22 protein-coding genes and 1 tRNA gene are annotated in these 23,238 nt (G+C 49.2%); 14 read left to right on the plus strand and 9 right to left on the minus strand.

Going from position 1 to position 23,238, the window contains the following annotated elements; all coding sequences use genetic code 11:
• Positions 1-9 precede the first annotated feature (9 nt).
• The 3 genes from eno to LPA26_RS04600 all read right to left on the minus strand — a co-directional run bounded on the left by eno (position 10) and on the right by LPA26_RS04600 (position 3,869).
• Positions 10-1,296 (minus strand): phosphopyruvate hydratase, encoded by a 1,287-nt coding sequence (gene eno, locus LPA26_RS04590; RefSeq protein ID WP_055825491.1) that lies wholly within the window; start codon positions 1,294-1,296, stop codon positions 10-12.
• Positions 1,297-1,377: 81 nt separating this feature from the next.
• The gene (gene kdsA, locus LPA26_RS04595; RefSeq protein WP_055825494.1) at positions 1,378-2,217 is read right to left on the minus strand and encodes a 3-deoxy-8-phosphooctulonate synthase; all 840 of its coding nucleotides are present in this window, start codon (positions 2,215-2,217) and stop codon (positions 1,378-1,380) included.
• A gap of 20 nt (positions 2,218-2,237) precedes the next feature.
• Entirely contained in the window at positions 2,238-3,869 is a 1,632-nt protein-coding gene (locus LPA26_RS04600; RefSeq protein WP_055825496.1) for a CTP synthase, read from the minus strand.
• Between the two features lie 131 nt (positions 3,870-4,000).
• Here LPA26_RS04600 and LPA26_RS04605 point away from each other — a divergent pair, with 131 nt between their 5' ends.
• Positions 4,001-4,840: an NAD(P)H-hydrate dehydratase gene (locus LPA26_RS04605; RefSeq protein WP_229007499.1), complete on the plus strand. Its 840-nt coding sequence runs from the start codon at positions 4,001-4,003 to the stop codon at positions 4,838-4,840.
• Positions 4,841-4,868: 28 nt separating this feature from the next.
• On the opposite strand, the gene smpB is transcribed toward LPA26_RS04605, so the two are convergent.
• The gene (gene smpB / locus LPA26_RS04610) at positions 4,869-5,360 is read right to left on the minus strand and encodes an SsrA-binding protein SmpB (RefSeq protein ID WP_255352312.1); all 492 of its coding nucleotides are present in this window, start codon (positions 5,358-5,360) and stop codon (positions 4,869-4,871) included.
• Positions 5,361-5,407: 47 nt separating this feature from the next.
• On the opposite strand from smpB, the gene LPA26_RS04615 reads away from it, so the two are divergent.
• Both LPA26_RS04615 and LPA26_RS04620 read left to right on the plus strand, forming a co-directional pair.
• Positions 5,408-5,842: a type II toxin-antitoxin system RatA family toxin gene (locus LPA26_RS04615; protein WP_055866876.1), complete on the plus strand. Its 435-nt coding sequence runs from the start codon at positions 5,408-5,410 to the stop codon at positions 5,840-5,842.
• A gap of 6 nt (positions 5,843-5,848) precedes the next feature.
• Positions 5,849-6,223, plus strand: a complete 375-nt coding sequence (locus tag LPA26_RS04620) for an RnfH family protein (protein ID WP_229007500.1) — start codon at positions 5,849-5,851, stop codon at positions 6,221-6,223.
• A gap of 17 nt (positions 6,224-6,240) precedes the next feature.
• Here the strand turns inward: LPA26_RS04620 and LPA26_RS04625 are convergent, their stop codons facing one another.
• Positions 6,241-6,717: a DUF4124 domain-containing protein gene (locus LPA26_RS04625; protein WP_229007501.1), complete on the minus strand. Its 477-nt coding sequence runs from the start codon at positions 6,715-6,717 to the stop codon at positions 6,241-6,243.
• A gap of 179 nt (positions 6,718-6,896) precedes the next feature.
• Between LPA26_RS04625 and guaB the strand changes: the two genes are divergently transcribed.
• From guaB to LPA26_RS04680, 11 genes are all read left to right on the plus strand, one after another.
• The gene (gene guaB / locus LPA26_RS04630) at positions 6,897-8,357 is read left to right on the plus strand and encodes an IMP dehydrogenase (RefSeq protein ID WP_229007502.1); all 1,461 of its coding nucleotides are present in this window, start codon (positions 6,897-6,899) and stop codon (positions 8,355-8,357) included.
• Positions 8,358-8,474: 117 nt separating this feature from the next.
• Entirely contained in the window at positions 8,475-10,082 is a 1,608-nt protein-coding gene (guaA, locus tag LPA26_RS04635) for a glutamine-hydrolyzing GMP synthase (RefSeq protein ID WP_229007503.1), read from the plus strand.
• Positions 10,083-10,126: 44 nt separating this feature from the next.
• Positions 10,127-11,146 (plus strand): tryptophan--tRNA ligase, encoded by a 1,020-nt coding sequence (gene trpS / locus LPA26_RS04640; RefSeq protein WP_229007504.1) that lies wholly within the window; start codon positions 10,127-10,129, stop codon positions 11,144-11,146.
• Positions 11,147-11,171: 25 nt separating this feature from the next.
• Entirely contained in the window at positions 11,172-11,669 is a 498-nt protein-coding gene (locus LPA26_RS04645) for a GreA/GreB family elongation factor (protein ID WP_229007505.1), read from the plus strand.
• Positions 11,670-11,676: 7 nt separating this feature from the next.
• Entirely contained in the window at positions 11,677-12,282 is a 606-nt protein-coding gene (locus LPA26_RS04650) for a nitroreductase family protein (RefSeq protein ID WP_229007506.1), read from the plus strand.
• Between the two features lie 72 nt (positions 12,283-12,354).
• Positions 12,355-13,950, plus strand: a complete 1,596-nt coding sequence (locus tag LPA26_RS04655) for an ABC-F family ATPase (protein ID WP_055825526.1) — start codon at positions 12,355-12,357, stop codon at positions 13,948-13,950.
• Positions 13,951-14,181: 231 nt separating this feature from the next.
• Entirely contained in the window at positions 14,182-14,676 is a 495-nt protein-coding gene (locus tag LPA26_RS04660; RefSeq protein WP_229007507.1) for a Spy/CpxP family protein refolding chaperone, read from the plus strand.
• An 81-nt stretch (positions 14,677-14,757) separates the two neighbouring features.
• The gene (locus LPA26_RS04665; protein ID WP_229007508.1) at positions 14,758-15,519 is read left to right on the plus strand and encodes a response regulator; all 762 of its coding nucleotides are present in this window, start codon (positions 14,758-14,760) and stop codon (positions 15,517-15,519) included.
• Positions 15,520-15,533: 14 nt separating this feature from the next.
• A complete protein-coding gene (locus LPA26_RS04670; protein ID WP_229007509.1) occupies positions 15,534-16,916 on the plus strand; it encodes an ATP-binding protein in 1,383 nt (460 codons plus the stop codon).
• Between the two features lie 84 nt (positions 16,917-17,000).
• Positions 17,001-17,091: transfer RNA gene (locus LPA26_RS04675), tRNA-Ser, on the plus strand.
• 568 nt (positions 17,092-17,659) lie between these two features.
• Positions 17,660-19,117 carry an acetamidase/formamidase family protein gene (locus LPA26_RS04680; RefSeq protein WP_229007510.1) on the plus strand — a complete coding sequence of 486 codons (1,458 nt, stop codon included), beginning with the start codon at positions 17,660-17,662 and terminating at the stop codon, positions 19,115-19,117.
• Between the two features lie 132 nt (positions 19,118-19,249).
• On the opposite strand, the gene LPA26_RS04685 is transcribed toward LPA26_RS04680, so the two are convergent.
• From LPA26_RS04685 to uvrB, 4 genes are all read right to left on the minus strand, one after another.
• Positions 19,250-19,795 carry a hypoxanthine-guanine phosphoribosyltransferase gene (locus LPA26_RS04685; protein WP_055825535.1) on the minus strand — a complete coding sequence of 182 codons (546 nt, stop codon included), beginning with the start codon at positions 19,793-19,795 and terminating at the stop codon, positions 19,250-19,252.
• 13 nt (positions 19,796-19,808) lie between these two features.
• A complete protein-coding gene (gene galU, locus LPA26_RS04690) occupies positions 19,809-20,678 on the minus strand; it encodes a UTP--glucose-1-phosphate uridylyltransferase GalU (RefSeq protein ID WP_229007511.1) in 870 nt (289 codons plus the stop codon).
• 80 nt (positions 20,679-20,758) lie between these two features.
• A complete protein-coding gene (locus LPA26_RS04695; protein WP_229007512.1) occupies positions 20,759-21,055 on the minus strand; it encodes a SemiSWEET transporter in 297 nt (98 codons plus the stop codon).
• Complete coding sequence (gene uvrB, locus LPA26_RS04700; protein ID WP_055825542.1) at positions 21,052-23,085, minus strand: excinuclease ABC subunit UvrB; 2,034 nt, start codon at positions 23,083-23,085, stop codon at positions 21,052-21,054. Before uvrB ends, LPA26_RS04695 begins: the two co-directional genes overlap by 4 nt.
• Positions 23,086-23,238: the final 153 nt, after the last annotated feature.

The raw sequence follows: 23,238 nt of genomic DNA on the forward strand, positions 1-23,238 counted from the left end.
CAGACTTGATTATTTGAACAACTGGTAGAACGCTGACAAACCAGCGTAGCTAGTCGCGTCGCCCAACTCTTCTTCAATACGCAGCAACTGGTTGTATTTGGCTACGCGTTCTGAGCGGCACAGGGAACCGGTTTTGATTTGCAACGCGTTAGTAGCGACAGAAATATCGGCAATCGTCGTATCTTCCGTTTCACCTGAGCGATGTGAAACTACCGCTGTGTAGTTAGCACGTTTAGCCATTTCGATCGTCTGGAAAGTCTCAGTCAGGGTACCGATCTGGTTCACTTTGATCAGCACAGAGTTAGCTGCACCTTTCTGGATGCCTTCACGCAGGATTTTCGGGTTGGTGACGAACAAATCATCACCGACCAGTTGCGTGGTTTTACCCAGGCGTTTGGTCAACAGATCCCAGCCGTCCCAGTCGAACTCGCTCATACCATCTTCGATGGTAATGATTGGGTATTTACCAGTTAAAGTCGCCAGGTAATCACTGAACTCCGCAGAACTCAATGAAGCGCCTTCTGATTCCAGGTGATATTTACCATCCTTATAGAATTCAGTACTCGCGCAATCCAGGCCCAAATAGATATCTTTACCTGGCTCGTAACCAGCAGCTTCAATTGATTCCATAATCAATTGCAAAGCTGATTCGTTAGATGGCAAATTAGGTGCGAAACCGCCCTCATCACCTACTGTGGTTGCCAAACCTTTGTCATGCAGTGTTTTTTTCAACGCATGAAAAATTTCAGCACCAGCGCGCAACGCTTCACGGAAGGTTGGCAAGCCAGCCGGCACAATCATGAACTCTTGAATATCGACAGAGTTGTCAGCATGCGCACCACCGTTGATGATGTTCATCATTGGTGTTGGTAATTGCATGAAGGCTGAACCACCCAAGTAGCGATACAAAGGCAAGCCACTCTCTTCAGCGGCAGCACGGGCACAGGCCATCGAAACACCCAGAATTGCATTGGCACCCAAGCGGTCTTTGTTTTCAGTACCATCCAGCTCAATCAGGGTTCTGTCGATAAAGCTTTGTTCTTCCGCATCTAGGCCCAGAATCGCTTCGGTGATTTCGGTATTCACGTTTTCAACTGCAGTTAATACACCTTTGCCTAGATAGCGGCTTTTGTCACCATCACGCAACTCTACGGCCTCTTTGGTACCGGTAGACGCGCCTGAAGGCACGGCTGCACGGCCAATGACACCACTTTCCAACAATACATCCACTTCAACAGTTGGGTTGCCGCGTGAATCCATTATCTCGCGGGCGATAATATCTACAATTGCGCTCATTCTATTTTCCTTATGTTTTTAACTTAAACTTTACGAATACATGCGAAATCAATTTAAAGAGTTTGCTCCAGGCAAAATCCATTAAAGGGTATGTTCGGCGAAACCGGCTTTTTTAACCAGCTTGTCCATATCAACCAGCAGATGCAGCAAATCTTCCATTTTGCCTAATGGCCAGGCATTCGGGCCATCTGATAGCGCTTTACTTGGGTCAGGGTGAGTTTCCATAAAGATACCGGCAATGCCACTGGCAACTGCTGCACGCGATAATACGGGCACAAATTCACGCTGACCGCCGCTTTTCTCGCCCTGCCCGCCTGGCTGTTGTACCGAGTGGGTGGCATCGAATACCACCGGGCAATTGGTTTCACGCATAATTGCCAAGCCGCGCATATCCGAAATCAGCGTGTTGTAGCCGAATGAAGCACCACGTTCGCAGACCATAATGTTGTCTACGCCACCGTTAGCCTCTTTGGCTTTATTCACGACCTGTTTCATATCACCAGGCGCTAAAAACTGGCCTTTTTTGATGTTCACAGGTTTGCCGGACTGGGCACAGGCGACAATGAAATCGGTCTGGCGGCACAGAAAAGCCGGTGTTTGCAATACGTCTACCACTGCAGCCACATGCGGCACTTGTTGTTCGTTATGCACATCGGTCAGGATAGGTACGCCGATTTGCGCACGCACTTCGTCAAGTATCTTCAAGCCCTCTTCCATGCCAAAGCCGCGAAAGGTTTTGGTGGAACTGCGGTTGGCCTTGTCATAAGAAGATTTATAGATAAATGGCACACCGACACGCTCGGCAATCTCTTTTAACTGACCGGCAGTATCAATCGCCATTTGCCTGGATTCAATCACACACGGGCCTGCAATCAAAAATAGCGGATGCTCGATACCTACATCAAAACCACATAACTTCATGATAATCCCTTGCTTGAAAATTAAACTTTGCTTTTTTGCGCCAGTGCCGCTTGCACATAGGCTTTAAACAAAGGATGACCGTATCTTGGGTTGGAAGTGAATTCCGGGTGAAACTGGCACGCGACAAACCATGGATGCTCGGTCTGTGGCAATTCAATCATTTCACAGAGCTCTTCACGAGGGGTACGTGCAGAGACCACCAGGCCCGCAGCTTTCAACTGATCTACATAATGATTGTTCACTTCATAACGGTGACGGTGACGCTCGTTCACTTCGCTGCCATAAATACTGGCAGCCAGCGTATTAGGCTCGATCGGCGAGCTTTGTGCGCCCAAACGCATAGTGCCGCCCAGGTCAGAATGTTCATCACGCTTCTCAATTTTGCCGCTGGCATCTTGCCATTCGTCGATCAGGCCGATCAGTTTATGTTCGGTCGATGGATTGAATTCCGTGCTATTAGCATCCTTGAAACCGGCAACATTGCGGGCAAACTCGATCACCGCCAGTTGCATGCCCAGACAAATACCCAGGTAAGGCACTTTATTTTCACGGGCAAATTGAATTGCCTTGATTTTGCCTTCGGTACCGCGCACACCAAAGCCACCTGGAATCAGGATAGCATCCATACTGGTTAAAGCATCGGTACCGGACTTTTCGATATCTTCACTGTCGATATAGTGGATCTTAACCTTGGATTCAGTATGAATACCGGCGTGAATCAATGCTTCGGTCAAAGATTTATATGACTCGGTCAGATCAACATATTTGCCGACAAAGGCAATGTCCACCTGCGCTTTAGGGTTGGCCACTGCATAGCTGATTTTTTGCCAGGCAGATAAATCCGCCGCTTTAGCCAGAATATTCAGTTTATGACAGACAATTTCGTCCATCATTTGCTCATGCAGCAAGCCCGGGATTTTGTAAATGGAGTCACTGTCGATCGCGCTGATCACCGCTTCGAACGGTACGTTAGTGAACAAGGCAATTTTGCGCTTTTCATCTTCCGGGATTTCGCGTTCGGCGCGGCACAATAAAATGTCTGGCTGAATACCAATTTCACGCAGCTCTTTAACAGAGTGCTGGGTTGGTTTGGTTTTCAATTCGCCTGCAGTCGGAATCCACGGCAACAAAGTTAAATGCACATAACAGGCATTATTTTTACCTTCTTCAAAACCCATCTGGCGAATGGCTTCAAGGAAGGGTAATGATTCAATATCACCCACCGTACCGCCGACTTCCACAATCGCCACATCGGCACCTTCGGCACCACGTTTAATATGTGATTTAATTTCGTCAGTAATGTGCGGAATCACTTGTACAGTCTTGCCCAGATACTCACCACGACGCTCTTTTTTGATCACGGTTTCGTAAATCTGGCCGGTAGTGAAGTTATTGCGTTTGGACATTTTGCTGCTGATAAAGCGCTCGTAATGCCCGAGATCCAAATCAGTTTCTGCGCCGTCATCGGTGACGAATACTTCGCCATGCTGAAAAGGCGACATGGTGCCTGGGTCAACGTTGATATACGGGTCAAGCTTGAGCATGGTCACTTTAATGCCACGCGATTCGAGAATAGCGCCTAAACTAGCCGCTGCGATACCCTTTCCAAGAGAAGAAACTACACCGCCGGTTACGAATACATATTTGGTCATGGATGAGGTACTTTGAGATTGTTGCAGACGGGAGAACATTTTACCGCAAAGCCCCCTCGCCGACAATGAAGGTGAGGGATAAAATCTCGAACCAACTCGCCAACCAGCCACTTCAAGCATACAATTAAATCATGCCAGACTATCAATCGAACACTCCTGCCCTGTGGCAATCCTTATTACCGCAACCTGATGTCAACAGCCACAAATATAGCCGTGGTTATGTATTGATCCAGGGCGGATACCCTATGACAGGCGCAGCCAGGTTGGCTGCGCTAGCTGCTGCACGCAGTGGTGCGGGGATCACTGCCATTGCCGTGCCGGAAAACGCATTCGGCATTTACGCCAGCCAGTTGTTAAGCGTGATGGCGAAACCCTATTCAAACATCGCTGACTTGCATGCACTTATTCTGGATACAAGAGTCGGCGCTTTACTGATAGGGCCAGGCGCTGGCAATTCGACAGACACACGGCAGACAACGCTTACCATGTTGCAAAGCGGGAAACCGGTGGTGATTGATGCAGATGCACTCAGTACATTTGCGCGACAACTTGATAAGCTAAGCAAAACCATCACTGCCGCTTGTGTATTGACGCCGCATGCTGGCGAGTTTCAACGTTTATTTGGCATTAATCCTGCCAGCAACCTGGATGAAAGAATCAGCCAGGTACTTCAGGCAAGTCAGCAGACCAATGCAGTGATACTTCTTAAAGGCTCACACACTGTGATTGCAGCGCCAGATGGCAGAGTCATTGTGAACGAGGATGCGCCACCGACATTGGCTACGGCTGGCGCAGGTGATGTGCTGGCCGGAATGATCACCAGCTTATTGGCGCAAGGTATGCCCGCACTGGAAGCGGCAGCAGCGGCCGCCTGGATCCATAGCGAAGCTGCAAGATTATTTGGGATCGGGTTAATGGCAGAAGATTTGCCGGAATTGGTGCCACAGGTACTGGAACAGTTGCTTGCCTGAACTTAACACTCAGCAAGCATCAGAAATACTATTCCCGAGTTCGCTGTTTGTTTTTCATTAACTGGTTCTGTTCGCGCTTCCAGTCTTTTTCGCGCTCGACATCGCGTTTGTCGTGTTGCTTCTTGCCTTTAGCCAGGCCTATCTGCACCTTCACCCTACCACGCGTGAAGTGCATATCCAGAGGCACAATGGTGTAACCGGCACGCTCGACCTTACCAATCAACTTGGCAATTTCTTCATTATGCAATAACAGCTTACGCGAGCGTATAGCATCCGGACGTACATGCGTGGAAGCAGCGCCCAATGGCGTCACATGGCAGCCAATCAGGTAAATTTCGCCACGCATAATCACCACATAGGCTTCTTTAAGGTTAATGCGGTTATCGCGGATGGCTTTCACTTCCCAGCCCTCGAGCACGACGCCGGCCTCGTACTTATCTTCGATAAAGTAGTCAAAAAACGCTTTTTTATTTTGCGCGATGGTCATAACGCTGGTTTGCCGGCTTAAATCACTTAAAATAGCATTTTAACCCAAAACCAAACTCCGTTCCGGCGCTATATTCAATAATGGCTCAAGTAGAAAAAACCGTATTAGTGATGCACTCCTGCGAAACCATGTTTCAGCTGGTCGATGCTGTCGAAGATTACGCCAGCTTTTTACCATGGTGCGGCGGCAGTGACGTCATCGAACGCACCGAACAGGTGACGCAAGCCACTATCCATATCCGTTATCACGGTATCGTGCAGCATTTCACAACCCGCAACCACAAACAGTTTCCGCACCAGATGGATATCACCCTGGTCGATGGTCCTTTCAAGCAACTAACTGGCCACTGGCACTTTATTGCCCTGCGCGAAGATGCCTGCAAAATAGAATTCAAGCTGGAATATGTATTCGCCAACGGCCTGATTGAGCGTATTATTGCGCCAGTGTTCAGTCACATTGCCAACACCTTTGTCGATAGCTTTGTGAAGCAGGCAAACAAGCTTTACTCTAAATAACCCAGCATGACTGAAGAGATTTCTGATCTGATGACTGTGGAAGTTGCTTATGCGCTACCGCAGAATCAGGTGATTATTTCAATTGATGTTAAAACGGGCACGACGGCACTGGAAGCAATTCAACAGTCACAATTATTGCTGGCGTATCCGGAGCTATCATTAAAAAATTGCAAGATTGGTATATTTGGCAAAGTCGTTAGCTTCGATTCCGTATTAAAGCCTTTGGACAGGGTGGAGATTTATCGCCCATTGATTGCCGACGCTAAAGAAGCAAGACGCTTAAGAGTTGCAACAAAAAAAGGAAGTGCAACAAACAAAGAAGTTGCTGCGAATAGAGGCCGTGCTGCCAAAAGTAGTCAGCAAAAACGCCAAAAAGAATGATGCTTCAAGGGATTTCGCTATTCAACTGGACAATTTTCGTCAATTTCGAACTGCGCACGCGCCAGGTTTTCACGAATTTGCTCATCGCTTAAATACTCTTTTTCGCCCACCTCATTTACCGTCTGCATCCGACCGCCAACCGCATAGTTACGATAATTAGATCTGGCTGCGGCACAGTTTTGCGCTTTCATACGTGTTTCAGCAGCTTTGGCGACAGCCGCCGCTTCATCAGACATTTGTGTCTTTGGTTTGCCTTTTCCAGAAGCAGTTTCTTGGTCAGCGGGTGCTGCCGTCGCATCTTCTTTATAAGCATCTGCGCGGGTTAACGGGTATTCACTGGTGACGGTAGCCGCTTTAATCTTCTGCGTACCTTCCTTGCCTGCAGGTGGCGGCATATCCGAATAATTGACCACGCCTTTGGCATCACGCCATTTGTAAATCTCCGCGTGCGCGGTCACATGCATCAAGCAGGCTATCAATACTATATTCCGCATCACTTCCATAAATTTCACTTTTGATTTCCGCCTCACCAGTCGCTACTTCGTTACTACCATCCGAAATGACTATGCATAAACCATGCCAGACAGCCTCAATTTGACTGCAAAAAACGCAAAACGCTTTGTCAAGGCAAAACGAAATCGGTATAATTATATTTTGGAGATAAGGATTCCACATGCGTTTGTTGCAACAAGCTCTAACCTTTGACGACGTTTTACTCGTTCCAGCCCATTCTACTGTGATGCCCCGCGATGTAAGCCTGCGCACAAAACTTACAAAAAGCATCACACTTAACATTCCCCTACTCTCTGCCGCTATGGATACCGTGACGGAAGCCCGCATGGCGATTGCCCTGGCACAGCTAGGCGGCATGGGCATTATTCACAAGAATATGTCGATAGAGATGCAGGCTTCACGAGTCTCACGCGTTAAACGCTTTGAATCTGGTGTCGTGATTGATCCGGTGACCATACACCCGGCAATGACAGTGCGTGAAGTGATTGAGCTGACCAAGCACCATAAAATTTCAGGCTTACCCGTATTACAAGATGGCAAAGTGGTTGGCATTGTGACTAACCGTGACCTGCGTTTTGAGACTAATCTCGACCAGGCCATCAGCAACGTGATGACCTCGCAAGACCGCCTGGTGACAGTGCGTGAAGGTGCAAGCCGTGAAGAAATCATGGGCTTGCTGCACAAGTACCGTCTGGAGCGTTTGTTAGTGATTGGCGAGCAATTTGAGCTCAAAGGCCTGATTACGGTGAAAGATATTCAAAAATCCACCGACCATCCGCTAGCCTGTAAAGATGAAAAAGGCCGCTTGCTGGTCGGCGCTGCGGTTGGTGTAGGTGATGGTACCGATGAGCGTATTGCCGCTCTGGTAGAAGCTGGTGTTGATGCAATCGTTGTCGATACTGCACATGGCCACTCACAAGGTGTACTGGATCGCGTCAAATGGGCAAAAACCCGTTACCCCAACCTGCAAGTTATCGGTGGCAATATCGCCACAGCTGATGCCGCATTGGCCCTTGTAGATCATGGTGCCGATTGCGTAAAAGTAGGTATTGGCCCAGGCTCCATCTGTACCACGCGCATTGTAGCTGGTGTCGGCGTGCCGCAAATCACTGCCATCAGCAACGTCGCAAAAGCACTGGAAAAATCCGGCGTGCCGTTTATTGCCGATGGCGGTATCCGCTTCTCCGGTGATATCTCAAAAGCCGTTGCAGCTGGCGCAAACAGTGTGATGCTGGGCGGCATGTTCGCCGGTACTGAAGAAGCTCCTGGCGAAGTCGAGTTATACCAGGGCCGTTCGTACAAATCATACCGTGGCATGGGCTCGATTGGGGCCATGCAAAAAGGTTCTTCTGACCGTTACTTTCAGGACAACACGGCGAATGCTGACAAACTGGTTCCGGAAGGCATCGAAGGCCGTGTGCCTTATAAAGGCAGCGTATTGGCAGTTGTGCACCAATTAATGGGCGGCCTGCGTGCTTCCATGGGCTATGTTGGATGCTCTACTATTGAAGATATGCGTAGCAAGGCAGAATTTGTACAAATCACCAGTGCCGGCATGCACGAATCGCATGTGCACGATGTACAGATCACTAAAGAAGCACCGAACTACCGTATTGATTAAATCTTACTGTTTAAACTAAACCTGGCCACAGAGGACACCGAGCGCACAGAGATTTTACTCTGTAACCTCTGTGTCCTCTGTGTCCTCTGTGTCCTCTGTGCACTCTGTGGCTAAAAAATGTCTCACTCAAAAATCCTTATTCTTGATTTCGGTTCGCAAGTTACCCAGCTGATCGCCCGCCGTGTGCGCGAAGCACACGTCTACTGTGAAATCCATCCCTGCGATGTGTCTGACGAATTTGTCCGCAGCTTTGGTGCCGATGGCATCATCCTCAGCGGCAGTCATGCCAGCGTCTACGAGGAAGAAACCGACAAGGCGCCCCAAGCCACGTTTGAGCTTGGTGTGCCTGTATTGGGTATTTGCTATGGCATGCAAACCATGGCGCAACAGCTGGGCGGCAAGGTTGAAGCCGGCCATAAACGTGAATTTGGCTATGCGCAAGTGCGCGCCCGCGGCCACTCTGCCTTGTTCCGCGATATTCAGGATGCAACGAATGCTGAAGGTCATGGCCTGGTCGATGTCTGGATGAGCCATGGGGATAAAGTCACAGAGTTACCGACCGGCTTCAAAGTGATCGCCAGCAATGATACGACACCGATTGCAGCGATGGCGGACGAAGAGCGCAAATTTTATGCGGTGCAATTCCACCCGGAGGTCACCCACACCAAACAAGGTCAAGCCATGCTGGAGCGCTTTGTATTGGAGATTTGCGGCGCAAAACCTGACTGGATTATGGGCGACTACATTGCTGAAGCAGTAGCCAGTATCAAGGCGCAGGTAGGCGATGAAGAAGTCATTTTAGGTTTGTCCGGCGGGGTCGATTCCTCCGTGGCCGCCGCATTGATACATCGTGCCATTGGCGATCAGCTGACCTGTGTATTCGTAGACCATGGCCTGTTACGCCTCAATGAAGGCGATATGGTGATGGAAATGTTCGCTGGCCGTTTACATGCGAACGTAATCCGTGTCGATGCCAGTGAGCAGTTTATGGGCAAGCTGGCCGGTGTCAGCGACCCGGAAGCCAAACGCAAGATTATCGGCGGCGAATTTGTAGAAGTATTTAAGGCTGAAGCGGCCAAACTAAAAGCCAGCGGCGCGGGTCATAAAGGCGCCACTTTCCTGGCACAAGGCACTATTTACCCGGATGTGATTGAATCCGGCGGTGCTAAATCGAAAAAAGCAGTCACCATCAAGAGCCATCATAATGTAGGTGGTTTACCCGAACAACTAGGCCTGAAACTGCTTGAACCCCTGCGTGACCTGTTCAAGGATGAAGTGCGCGAACTCGGTGTAGCACTTGGCTTGCCGCGCGATATGGTCTATAGACACCCTTTCCCCGGCCCAGGTCTGGGCGTTCGCATTCTGGGTGAGGTGAAAGCCGAATTCGCCTTGCTGTTGCAACGTGCCGATGCCATTTTCATTGAAGAATTACGTAATACCGTAGACGAAAAATCCGGCAAAACCTGGTATGACCTGACCAGTCAGGCGTTTACCGTGTTCCTGCCGGTCAAATCCGTTGGTGTGATGGGCGATGGCCGTACTTATGATTACGTAGTAGCCTTGCGCGCGGTGGTTACCAGCGACTTTATGACCGCACACTGGGCAGAATTACCTTATAGCCTGCTTGGCAAAGTGTCTAACCGCATCATCAACGAAGTGCGCGGCATCAATCGTGTGGTTTACGACATTTCCGGCAAGCCACCCGCCACTATCGAGTGGGAATAACCCTTAACTTTGATTCGATCTCATATTAAACAGAGAACAAGACAATGAGCACAAAACCGATTATCCTCACTGGCGACCGCCCTACCGGACCTTTGCATCTGGGGCATTTTGTCGGCAGTTTGCGCAACCGCGTGAAATACCAGCATGAATACAAGCAATATGTGATGCTGGCTGACGCACAGGCGCTGACTGACAATATGGATGATATTGATAAAGTGCACCGCAATGTGGTCGAAGTGGCACTGGATTACCTGGCGGTAAGCATAGACCCCAAGTTATCGACCATCTTCATTCAGTCACAAGTGCCCGAGCTGACTGAACTGGCGTTTTACTACCTGAATCTGGTCACCGTCGCGCGTCTGGAAAGAAACCCGACCGTTAAAGAAGAGATCCGCCTGCGTGACTTTGAACGTGATATCCCGGCCGGTTTCCTCACCTACCCGGTTAGCCAGGCAGCAGATATCACAGCATTCAAGGCGACATTAGTACCGGTAGGTGAAGACCAGATCCCGATGATAGAACAAACCAACGAGATCGTACGCCGCTTTAACCGTACTTATAAAAACGCCAGCACCAAGCAGGAAATCCTGGTGGAAACCAAAGCCCTGGTGCCGGAATTGGGCCGCTTGCCGGGCATCGATGGCAAAGCGAAAATGAGTAAATCTCTGGGCAATGTGATTAACCTCGGTGCAACAGCTGACGAAGTCACCAAGGCAGTCAAACGCGTTTACACAGATCCATTACATTTAAAAATCGAAGACCCTGGTCATGTTGAAGGCAATATTGCGTTCACTTACCTGGATGCGTTTGATACCGACAAAGCCGCTGTTGCTGAACTGAAAGCGCATTACACGCGTGGCGGACTGGCGGACAGCATTGTAAAAAAACGCCTGGAAGCGGTTTTGCAGGAAATGCTGGAACCTATCCGCACCCGCCGTGCCGAACTGGCTGGCGACAAAGGTTATATCTTGCAGCTGCTACGTGAAGGCACTGAGCAGGCGCGTGAAGTGGCCGCGCAGACCATGAGTGAAGTACGCGCTGCACTGGGATTAACTTACTTCTGATTACCTGGGACCACCACACTACATAATGAGTCGCGGATTTGTAAAAGAAGATGATCTGGAACTGGCCGGTACCGACCTGCCTGAAAGACCGGTCAGCCTGCATACAAACTACGTGACTCCAGATGGCCTGCAACAATTGCAGCATTCTGTAAAAACACTGGAAAGCCAGCGTCCGCAATATGCCGCGCGCAAGGAAGACCCTAACGCGCAACAGAAACTGGCCGAGATAGACCGTGATTTACGCTATTTATTTGCCAGGCTGGAATCTGTACAACCGGTTGATCCTGCCCAGCAACCGCGACATACGGTATTGTTTGGCGCGACAGTGACTGTAGAAGATGAGGAAGGCCAGCAGTTGCAGTTCAAAATAGTCGGCGAAGATGAAGCCGATATTGCCCGGCATAAAGTCAGCTATGTATCTCCGCTGGCTAAAGCGTTACTGGGTCGCAAAGTCGGCGACAGCACTATCTGGCAACGCCCGGCAGGGCCGTTGCAATTAGACATTTTAAATATTGAATATTGAAGACTAAATGAAAGTATCACAAGCCATCAACGAACGGCGTTCTGTTAAGAGCTACGACCCTGACCACCGCATGACAGAAGCGGAAATTGAGCAACTGATGTCGCTGGCAATGCTCTCTCCGACCGCATTCAATATCCAGCACTGGCGCTTTGTGTTGGTGACTGACCCGGTGCTGCGTCACCAGATTCGTACTGTGAGCTGGAACCAGGCGCAAGTGACCGATGCTTCGTTGCTGATTATTTTGACTGCTGACCTTAAAGCCTGGGAGAAAGATCCTGCACGGTACTGGGTCAATGCGCCCAAGCAAGCCAGTGATTACCTGGTGAAGGCTATCCATGACTATTACACAGATCACGCCCAGGCCGAACGGGATGAAGGCATGCGTTCGGGTGGCATGGCAGCCATGACATTGATGCTGGCCGCCAAGGAAATGGGTTATGACACCTGCCCCATGGATGGCTTTGACTTCGACGCGGTTGGCAAACTGATTAACCTGCCGGCGGACCATGTCCCGGTGATGTTTGTAGTAGTAGGCAAACCACTGGAAGCTGCCAAGCCGCGTAGCGGGCAACTGCCACTAAATGAAGTCGTCATTTACAACCGTTTTGAATAATTTTGCGTGACTTTGAATAAAGCGCGCGACCTTGATTAGCGATTTAATTAACTATTTTTTGAGAGTTCTTGCATGTTAGTTGCAAACAATATCACCATGCAGTTTGGTTCCAAGCCACTGTTTGAAAACGTTTCCGTTAAATTCGGCGACGGTAACCGCTACGGTCTGATCGGCGCCAACGGTTGCGGTAAATCTACCTTTATGAAGATCCTGGCCGGCGTACTGGAACCTACCAGCGGCAATGTCAGCCTGGACCCCAACGAGCGTATGGCTTTCCTGAAACAGGACCAGTTCGCCTACGAAGACCAGCGTGTGCTGGATGTGGTCATGATGGGCCACGAGCAAATGTGGAAAGCCATGCAGGAGCGTGATGCGATTTACGCCAACCTGGAAGCCACTGAAGACGATTATATGCGCGCCGCCGAACTCGAAGGTGAATTCGCTGAATATGACGGCTACACCGCTGAAGCACGTGCTGGCGAGTTGCTGTTAGGCGTAGGTATTCCTATTGAGCAACATACGGGCCTGATGAGTGCGGTAGCTCCGGGCTGGAAATTGCGTGTATTGCTGGTGCAAGCTTTATTCGCTAATCCGGACGTATTGCTGCTCGATGAACCAACCAACAACCTGGACATCAACACCATCCGCTGGCTGGAAGATATCGTCAACAACCGCGACTGCACCATGGTCATCATTTCGCATGACCGTCACTTCCTGAACCAGGTCTGTACGCATACCTGTGATATGGATTACGGAAAAATTACCTCCTACCCGGGTAATTACGACGATTACATGGAAGCCAGTATTGCTGCCCGTAATCAGCAGGCCAAAGACAATGCCAAAGCCAAACAGCAGATTGCCGATCTGCAGGACTTTGTACGCCGCTTCTCTGCCAACGCGTCTAAAGCCAAACAGGCTACCAGCCGTGCCAAGCAGATTGATAAAATCAAAGTGGAAGAATTCAAGCCTTCCAGCCGCCAGTATCCATTCATCCGCTTTGAATTCGACGACAGGGAAAAACTGCACCGTAACGCGGTAGAGCTGAAAAAGCTCAGTCATGGCTTCGACAAACCATTATTCAACAATGTGGAAATGATGTTTGAAGCCGGTGAGAAAGTCGCGATTATTGGTGAAAACGGCATTGGCAAAACCACCTTCCTGCGTGCATTGGCGGGCGATTTACAGCCCAAGCATGGTGAAGTGAAATGGGCAGAAAAAGCCAAACTCGGCTATTTTGCGCAGGACCACGAATACGAGTTTGAAAAAGGTGAAGACCTGTTCGAATGGATGACCGCTCAGCGCCAGCAAGGCGATGACGACAACACTGTGCGCAGCATGCTGGGACGTTTGCTGTTCCCTACCGAAGCTACCAAGAAGTCAGTGAAAGTGCTTTCCGGTGGTGAAAAAGGCCGTATGCTGTACGGCAAGCTGATGCTGGCTAAAACCAATGTATTGCTGATGGATGAACCGACCAACCACATGGACATGGAATCCATTGAAGCGCTGAATACCGCGCTGGATAAATACAAAGGCACCCTGTTTTTTGTCAGCCATGATCGTGAATTTGTGAGTTCAATCGCCACGCGCATTATTGAAATCAAGGCTGATGGCATTGTTGATTTCACTGGCAATTATGAAGACTACCTAGCCAGCCAAGGCATTGAATAACACCATATTGACTACGTGAGCGAATACCGACGTTGCCTGTGAACTCGAAATCCCGTGTACTTTATATGCGTTGGTTGCTCTTCACCTAGCTCACTCATTGGCTGAATGCTTGGGAATGAATAAGTGATACATTCCGATACATAGCCCTCCGCTCCTGACAAACACCCGATACATTCGGGTGTTTTAATGTCAACATTGCAATTTCGCAATGATGATTGAAAAGGATACATCATGAAATTAAAACAATTGGCTATCGCAAGTACTTTGGCTTTGGTATCCATGACTGCCTTAGCAGATCATGGCGCTAACTGCGGTAAAGGCAAATTCGACAAAACAACCTGGCAAGAGCACCGCGCAGAACATTTTGAAAAGCACCAGGAAAGATTGCACACCGTGCTGCAACTGACTGCCGCTCAGGAAAGTGCCTGGAATACTTACCAGTCGCAAATCAAGCCTAAAGACAAAGCTGAACGCCCTGACGTCGCTGCTCTGGAAAAACTGAACACTGTACAGCGTCTTGATAAAATGGAAGCGCTGGACAAAGAACGCGATGCTGAACAAGCACAACGTGCTAAAGCAATCCGTACGTTCTATGCACAGCTGAACGACTCGCAGAAAAAAGTGTTTGATGAGAATGCTTTCCCGCATCCTCACCATGGCAGACGCGGTCATGATCATGGCGGCCCTCAGCATGACAAACCACACCACGATAAGCCACAATCATAATCACAGGTAATACATATAAACCGGCCTGAATGGCCGGTTTTGTGCTCAAATATTTACTTCAACTGATAGAGATACCCAGCGATGACAGAAACCAGCCACGATACCCATGTTCTGGTGGTAGATGATGATGACGCAATACGCGACCTGCTTTGTGATTTTCTGCAGGAAAATCAGCTGAGCACATATCAGGCCGCCAATCATGCGCAAATGTGGCAAGTACTGCAACAAAAAGTGCCAGATATCATCATCCTCGATATCAATATGCCGCAACGAAACGGTATAGAACTTTGTCGCGAGCTGCGTGAATCACCCAAGTACCACAGTATTCCCATTATCATGCTTACCGCACGTAGTAGCTCGCTGGATACCATCATGGGCCTGGAGACGGGTGCGGATGATTACGTAGCCAAACCGTTTGAGCCATTGGAACTACTCTCGCGTATACGCAGCGTGATACGCCGTAGCCGTATGGTGGCAGAAAATGCTGGCAAGCAAAGCGAAGAACTGGATAACGGCATTTTGCGCCAGATTGCGTTTAACGAATGGACGCTGGATATCCAGAACCGCACGCTGATTGATAAATTGAATACCAGCATCCCGCTCTCCAACGCAGAATTCAAGTTTTTGCGCTTTATGCTGTTACACGCCAACCGCCCGCTTAGCCGTGACCAGTTAATGGAAGAAATGCATGGCCGCGAGGCAGGACCTTTCGACAGATCCATCGATTTGCAAATCAGCAGGATCAGGCAAAAAATCGAAGTCGACAGCAAAAATCCCACCGTGATCAAGACCTTGCGTAATGAAGGTTACTTGCTCACCGCAGATGTGCGCTATGTCAAATAAAGGGACCTGACGATATGCTGAAAAATCTGTTAGGAGCCATGTCAGTCAGGATTTTCCTGATAGCCGTCATTGGCATCCTGCTCACCGCCACAGTCGTCAATGTGCTGGGCCAGCGTGATTCACGTGTCAACGAATCCCGTCTGCGCGACCAGTTTGCGTTTGACCGCATCGAAAGCATGATCCGCATCCTGGAAATCACCGTGCCCGAAAAGCGCTCTGAAATCCAGGATGTATTCAAGCGTATGGGCAGCAGTTTAAAGCTGGGCGCCGTGCCTCCTAAAAACGTAACTGCCTTACCGGCAGAACTGGAAAACCTGAATACCCTGCTGGTACCGGAAATTGCCGATGTGATCAGCATCACCACCCAGGGCCGCTGTAGTGCACGTAACCGTCCGCCTGAACACCCACGTGACTTTGGCCCGCCACCACCGCCTCAACCAGGCTATTGTTTGGCGGTATACACACATTTGCAGGACAACACACCCGTATTAATCCAGCTACGCTATGGCGGGCATCGGCCACCACCAGGCCACCCGCCTGAGCGTAATCCGCTTGCCTTCGTGCTGGCGTTACTGGGGCTGATCAGCATTATCTGGGTGGTTGCCTCCGTGGCAACGCAACCATTACGCAAACTGGCAAACGCCGCCCTGCAACTGGCGCACAACATAGAAAATCCGCCGTTGCCAGAGAATCAGGGGTCAACTGAAGTACGCCATGCTGCCAAAGCCTTCAATGAAATGCAGCGCAGTATCCTCAAGCATGTGCAGGAACGTGGCTTTATTCTCGGTGCGATTGCGCATGACCTACAAACCCCGCTGACCCGGCTACGCTTGCGCCTGGAGAAAGTCAAAGACGCAGAACTCAAGCAAAGCCTGGTCAACGACCTGACCGCAACGCAGGAAATGGTGCGTGAAGGCCTGGACTTTGCAAGACTATGCAGCGAGAACGTCGATAAAAACCGGGTAGACCTCACTGCCCTGGCGACTGCTGTCTGCGATGATTTTGAAGAAGCAGGACATGCTATCCATAAAACCCTGCCCGACGAAGCCATCACCATCATGGGCTCGGCACACCTGCTCACGCGCTGCCTAAACAACCTCTTGAATAACGCGATTCATTATGCACAATTGCCTACCCTCACCATTCAGGTTAAAGCGTCTCGCGTACTATGCACTATCTCGGACGAAGGCCCGGGCATTCCAGCACAAAAGCTTGATAATGTGCTGGAACCCTTCAGAAGGCTGGAAGATTCACGCTCCAGACATACTGGCGGTACTGGTCTAGGTTTATCCATTGCGCGCATGATTGTTGAAAAACACGGTGGTAGTATGACCTTGAGCAATAAACCGGCACCTGAATCAGGGCTAGTGGTTCAAATCGATTTGCCTTTGAACTGAATTTAGAGCTTAAGTATCTATTGAATCAGTGCGTTAGCTAGGTGTAGACTAGCGCCCTTTCAGTATTCTATTGCTGCGAAAAACGGAGAAGTGGCAGAGCTGGTTGAATGTACCTGACTCGAAATCAGGCATACGTGAAAGCGTATCGAGGGTTCGAATCCCTCCTTCTCCGCCAAAATTATTTGGCTAAAATTTAGCTGCAGGAAAGAGTCTTTCGGTAATTTCCGTTGATCAATTTTGAGTGGGCTCCATACACACTTAATCAACTCAGGAAGAACTCCCATGTACACAATTAATGATTCCCTGCATTCTAGCTAAGGGCTTTTTTGCCAACTAGGACGGATTGAAATGAGGTTGTTATTTGTTTCAAGCTGTGGTGAATCAGCCCCATCCCCGATTTAGCAGGTATTTCCGAGTTTATAAGGCATCTTTTACAGGATGCCTTTTTCTTTTGTGGGACTGGACGTTTAAGTCTCGCCCCATATCATGACCTTGTTAGAGTAAAAATATCTTTCCTCTCCAGCCCATCCAAAAGCTGCCTACGTAGTTTAACGTATTAATAAACAACAGCTTAGGTGGGAGCATAGTGCCATAAACTAACGCTTTAACAAGCTTGGCTGATGGTTAGCCTATGCAGTAATCACCTAGCATACAACCCGCCATCGCCCCACGACCATCCATTCAGAACCTGGCGGTTTTGATAAAAGTTTTTATGTATTTTTAACTCAGTGGAGTCTTTCAAAATGGCGGAACATACTTGCAGTCCCGGTTGTAATCATGGCATCACCCCGGAAAACGAGGGGTTGATCAAAGAAGAGTTTCACGAAGCTCGAAGATCATTTCTGAAAGATGCATTTGCTGTTGGCAGCAGCACGGCCGCCTTGGGAGCATTGGGAATTACCATGTCGCAAAGTGCGTTTGCACAAAGCCAAAAAGTAGGCGCCGGTGCAGGGCGTGCCAGCCATTATTATGTGCCGGCCAATGACAAAACCGTTCACTGGGGCTTTTTCAGTAAATCCCTCAAGCCATTGATCGAGGTTGAGTCCGGTGACTATGTCACGCTGGAAACCCTCACCCATCATGCCAATGACGACGCCGAACGTATGGTGCGCGGTGACCCTGGTGCAGAAAGCGTGTTTTACTGGGACAGCAAGCGCAAAGGCGTTGACCGCCGCGGCATTGGTGCGATGAATGCCAAAGTGGGTGCAGGTGGTGGTTTGGGCGTGCATGTTTGTACAGGGCCTGTTGCCATCAAGGGCGCTGAGCCAGGCGATATACTGGAAGTACGTATTGTGGATGTCACCCCAAGAGCCAGTGCCAATCCACTTTACAAAGGCAAGGCGTTTGGCAGTAATGCGGCAGCCTGGTGGGGGTTTCATTATGGCGACACGGTGGAAGAACCCAAGAAACGCGAGGTCATCACTATTTATGAAGTCGATGCCACGGGTGAAAGAAACTACGCCAGCGCGGTGTATAACTTCCGCTGGACACCGCAGACCGACCCTTTCGGCGTGGTGCACCCGATTATTGATTACCCTGGTGTACCGGTGGACCACAAAACCATCCAGGAAAACCACAATGTGCTTAAAAACGTGCGGGTGCCTATCCGTCCGCACTTTGGCACCATGGGCGTGGCGCCTGCCGAAGCGGATATGGTCAACTCCATTCCGCCAAGTTATACCGGCGGCAATATAGATAACTGGCGCATAGGCAAAGGCGCTACCTTGTACTACCCTGTCTCGGTTAGCGGTGGATTATTCTCTGTAGGCGACCCCCATGCTTCACAGGGCGATTCCGAACTGTGTGGAACCGCGATTGAATGTTCACTCACCGGCACATTCCAGCTGATTTTGCACAAAAAAGCCAGCCTGCCAGGCACCCCTCTGGAAAGCCTGAAATATCCATTGCTGGAAACGCAGGATGAATGGTTGCTGCATGGCTTTAGCTATCCTAATTATTTGGCAGACTTGGGCGCAGATGCGCAGAACAGTATTTTTGCCAAATCATCAGTAGATTTGGCTTTGCGTGATGCCTATCGAAAAATGCGTGACTTCCTGATGAGCACGCAGGGATTAACTGAGGATGAGGCCATTTCACTGATGTCGATTGCGGTAGATTTCGGGATTACACAGGTAGTCGATGGCAACTGGGGCGTGCATGCTTTGGTGAAAAAAAGTATTTTCCCGCCACGCAAAACCTGATTGAAGTGCTGGTAGCTAACAGGGACAAAACACCATCCCTGTTATCTCAGGTGTTAAATACAAACAAGCCGGTTGTTTTGCACATGGCTAAACAACCGGCTTCTTGATTCAGAAAATTGAATGTTCACTGCTTTACTTTAACGCACGAATCTCAGGCAAATTTCTCCACCAGCCATAAACATCCATGCCACAGCCAAACACATAACGGTTTGGCACCGTTAAGCCAACTACATCCGCTTGCAGCGGCTTGACACAACCATTATCTTTATCAGCCAGTACGGCAGTCAATACCTGTGTGGCACCTGCTTTCTGGCAATACTGCACGACTTCTGCCAGGGTAATACCTTCATCCAGAATATCATCGAGTACGACCACTGTTTGTGCAGTCATATCAAACTCAGGCTCCTTGGCCCATACGATTTCGCTGCCAGAAGTGCCATGGTAGCGATTGGCTTGCAGATAATCGAGGCGCGCTGGCAGTTGCAGCCTTTGCATCAGCTGCCCGGCCAGGTAAAGCCCGCCGCGCATCACACACAATAGTAATATTGACTGGCCAGCCAGTTTATCGTGCAATTCTTGCGCTATCTGATCCAGTGCCTTGGTGACATCAGCTTCTGTAAAGACGATGTCAGAATGTGCAAGCCAGTAGTCTGGCGACTGGTTATCGGGATCTTGCATGATCAAAAGCTGGTTAGATAGCCAGGGTTTTCAGGTATTCTCTGAAGCTGCCGGAAATTTCATCATGCTGCAATGCCAGTTCAACGTTGGCTTGCATAAAGCCCAGCTTGCTGCCGCAATCATAGCGTTTACCTTTGTAGCGGTAAGCTTTTACTTTTTCAAATTCCATCAAGGCAGCAATACCGTCAGTCAGTTGAATTTCACCACCCTTGCCTGGTTTAACTTTTTCCAGGCACTCAAAAATACGTGGCGATAATACATAACGGCCAACGACTGCCAGGTTAGAAGGCGCCTCTTCCGGTTTTGGTTTTTCAACCATGCCTTTGACCAATAACAGATCATCAGTTTCTGCAACCGCATTCACTATGCCATAGCTGCTGGTTTCCTCAGGCGCAACGGTTTCAATACCCAGGATAGAACATTGATTTTGCTCATAGACATCAACCATTTGTTTGGTAATCGATACATCACCGCAAAGTAAGTCATCGGCTAACAATACGGCAAACGGCTCATCACCCACGACTGGTTTGGCGCATAACACCGCATGACCTAAACCCAACGCTTGTGACTGGCGGATAAATACGCAGCTGACCCCTTTAGGCAAAATGCTATGCACGATATCCAGTAATTTTTGTTTACCTGCAGCTTCCAGCTCAGCTTCGAGCTCATAAGCTTTGTCAAAGTGATCGGCAATTGAGCGTTTATTACGCCCGGTGATGAAAATCAGCTCGGTGGCGCCCGCTGCAATAGCTTCTTCAGCAGCATATTGAATCAATGGCTTATCAACCACAGGCAACATTTCCTTAGGGCTGGCTTTGGTTGCCGGCAAGAAACGTGTGCCTAATCCGGCAACAGGAAATACTGCTTTTGTAATTTTTTTCATGGTCGTATCCTAAAAAATTTCTAGTTTTAAATAATAAATAATCAGTGAAAGTGATCAATCATCAAAAAAATAATCTGGTATTAAAGCTGTGTCATAGATTTCATTTTTGGAGATTTCATTTTGAGTGACTGCAATTTTAACAAAAGAACACCACCTGCAAGTAACGCTGTAATCGCATTGGCGATGATCACCGGCCAATCGCCAATTAAAAGCCCGTAAACCAGCCATAAAATAACGCCTAGCGTGAAAATCGTATACATAGGCAACGATATCCCGCTTAAATCACGCGTGCGCCAGGATTTGATGACTTGCGGCACAAATGCTACCGTAGTGCATATCGCCGCTATCGAGCCAATACAGGTGTTTAGTAAACTCATTTCAAATCATCTACTTCGGCACCAAATGCCTGCAACTTGAGTTTTTTCAGCTGATCACGTAACTGGGCGGCTTTTTCAAACTCCAGGTTTTTGGCTGCATCATGCATGGCTTTTTCTACCCGCTTGAGTTCTTTGGCCAGCGTTTTCTCACTCATGTTCTCGTAACTAGCCTGTTCTTGCGCAGCTTTACGTTCACGGTGTGCTTCATCTTTATCGTACACACCTTCAATCAGGTCTTTAATCCGCTTGGTCACGCCTTTAGGCGTAATGCCATGTTTTGCATTAAACGCTTCCTGGATAGTACGGCGGCGGTCAGACTCATCCATCGCCAGTTTCATGCTGCGTGTGATCTTGTTGGCGTAAAAAATCACTTTACCATTCAGGTTACGCGCCGCGCGGCCGGCTGTCTGGATCAACGACCGTTCAGAGCGCAAGAAGCCTTCCTTATCGGCATCGAGCACCGCTACCAATGAAACTTCGGGGATATCCAGACCTTCACGCAACAGGTTGATACCCACCAGCACATCAAACTCCCCCAGGCGCAAATCACGGATAATTTCTACCCGTTCTACCGTTTCAATATCACTATGGAGGTAGCGCACTTTAACGCCATGCTCGGACAAATAATCGGTAAGGTCTTCTGCCATGCGTTTGGTCAGCGTGGTAGTCAGCACGCGTTCGCCAATCGCTACGCGTTCTTTAATCTCGCCCAACAGGTCATCCACTTGCGTATCGGCGGGTTTAACAATGATTTTAGGGTCTATCAAGCCGGTCGGACGCGCAATCATTTCCACTACTTGCTGCTGATGGTTTTTTTCGTAATCCGCAGGCGTCGCAGATACAAACACGCATTGACGCATAATGCGCTCAAACTCTTCAAACTTGAGCGGGCGGTTATCCATCGCTGAGGGCAAACGCCAGCCGTAATCCACAAGGTTTGCTTTGCGTGATCGGTCACCCAGGTACATCCCGCCGATTTGCGGCACCGTGACGTGGCTTTCATCGATGATCATCAATGCATGCTCCGGCAGATAATCGATCAGTGTCGGCGGCGGGTCGCCAGGTTTACGGCCTGTCAAATGGCGACTGTAGTTCTCAATACCTTTGCAAAAGCCGATTTCATTGAGCATTTCCAGGTCGAACCGCGTGCGCTGTTCAATACGCTGCGCTTCAACCAGCTTGTTTTCACTCAGATAGACTTTAACGCGGTCGCGTAATTCGGCTTTGATGGTTTCCATCGCACGCACCGTCGCTTCCCGCGCAGTCACATAATGGCTGGATGGGAAAATACGGAAATTATGGATTTTATTGAATACCTGGCCGGTCAGTGGATCAAACAACTGGATGCTGTCGATTTCGTCATCGAACATGCTGATGCGCACCGCTGTTTCACTGTTTTCAGAGGGAAATACATCCACAATATCGCCACGGACACGGAAGCAACCACGGCCAAAATCAAAATCGTTACGGTCGTATTGCATCGCAATCAAGTGCGCCACAATATCTTTTTGCTCAATCTTCAGCCCCTGATGTACATGCAGCACCATGCCATGGTATTCACCCGGGTCTCCGATACCATAAATGGCTGACACAGTTGCCACGATTACCGCATCTTCACGCTCAAGCAACGCCTTGGTCGCTGCCAAACGTAATTGTTCGATGTGTTCGTTAATACTGGAGTCTTTTTCGATAAACAGGTCGCGTGAGGGCACATACGCTTCCGGCTGGTAATAGTCATAGTAACTGACGAAGTATTCCACCGCATTATTGGGGAAAAACTCTTTGAATTCGCTATATAGCTGGGCGGCCAGGGTTTTGTTTGGCGCCATGACGATGGCCGGTTTACCGGTCCGTGCAATTACATTGGCCATGGTGTAAGTTTTACCGGAGCCAGTCACGCCGAGCAGGGTTTGAAACTTCAAACCATCTTCAATGCCTTTAGTCAGTTTTTCTATGGCCTGAGGCTGATCCCCGGCCGGAGGAAAAGGCTGGTGTAACTCAAACTTGCTACCTGGAAAGGTGACGATCACGAAAACAATCTGATTAAATAAACAATAGTCTCATTTTAACTGCTTTTGGTTCAATGGGCGTGTGATTTACATTTGACAACGCAGCATTTAAGGAGAACTATTGGCTTTGAAAGTAGTCCTCTGTTGGATGTCTGAAAAATCACTCTGGAGATT

The organism is Methylophilus sp. Leaf408, assembly GCF_916856905.1.
GTDB lineage: Bacteria > Pseudomonadota > Gammaproteobacteria > Burkholderiales > Methylophilaceae > Methylophilus.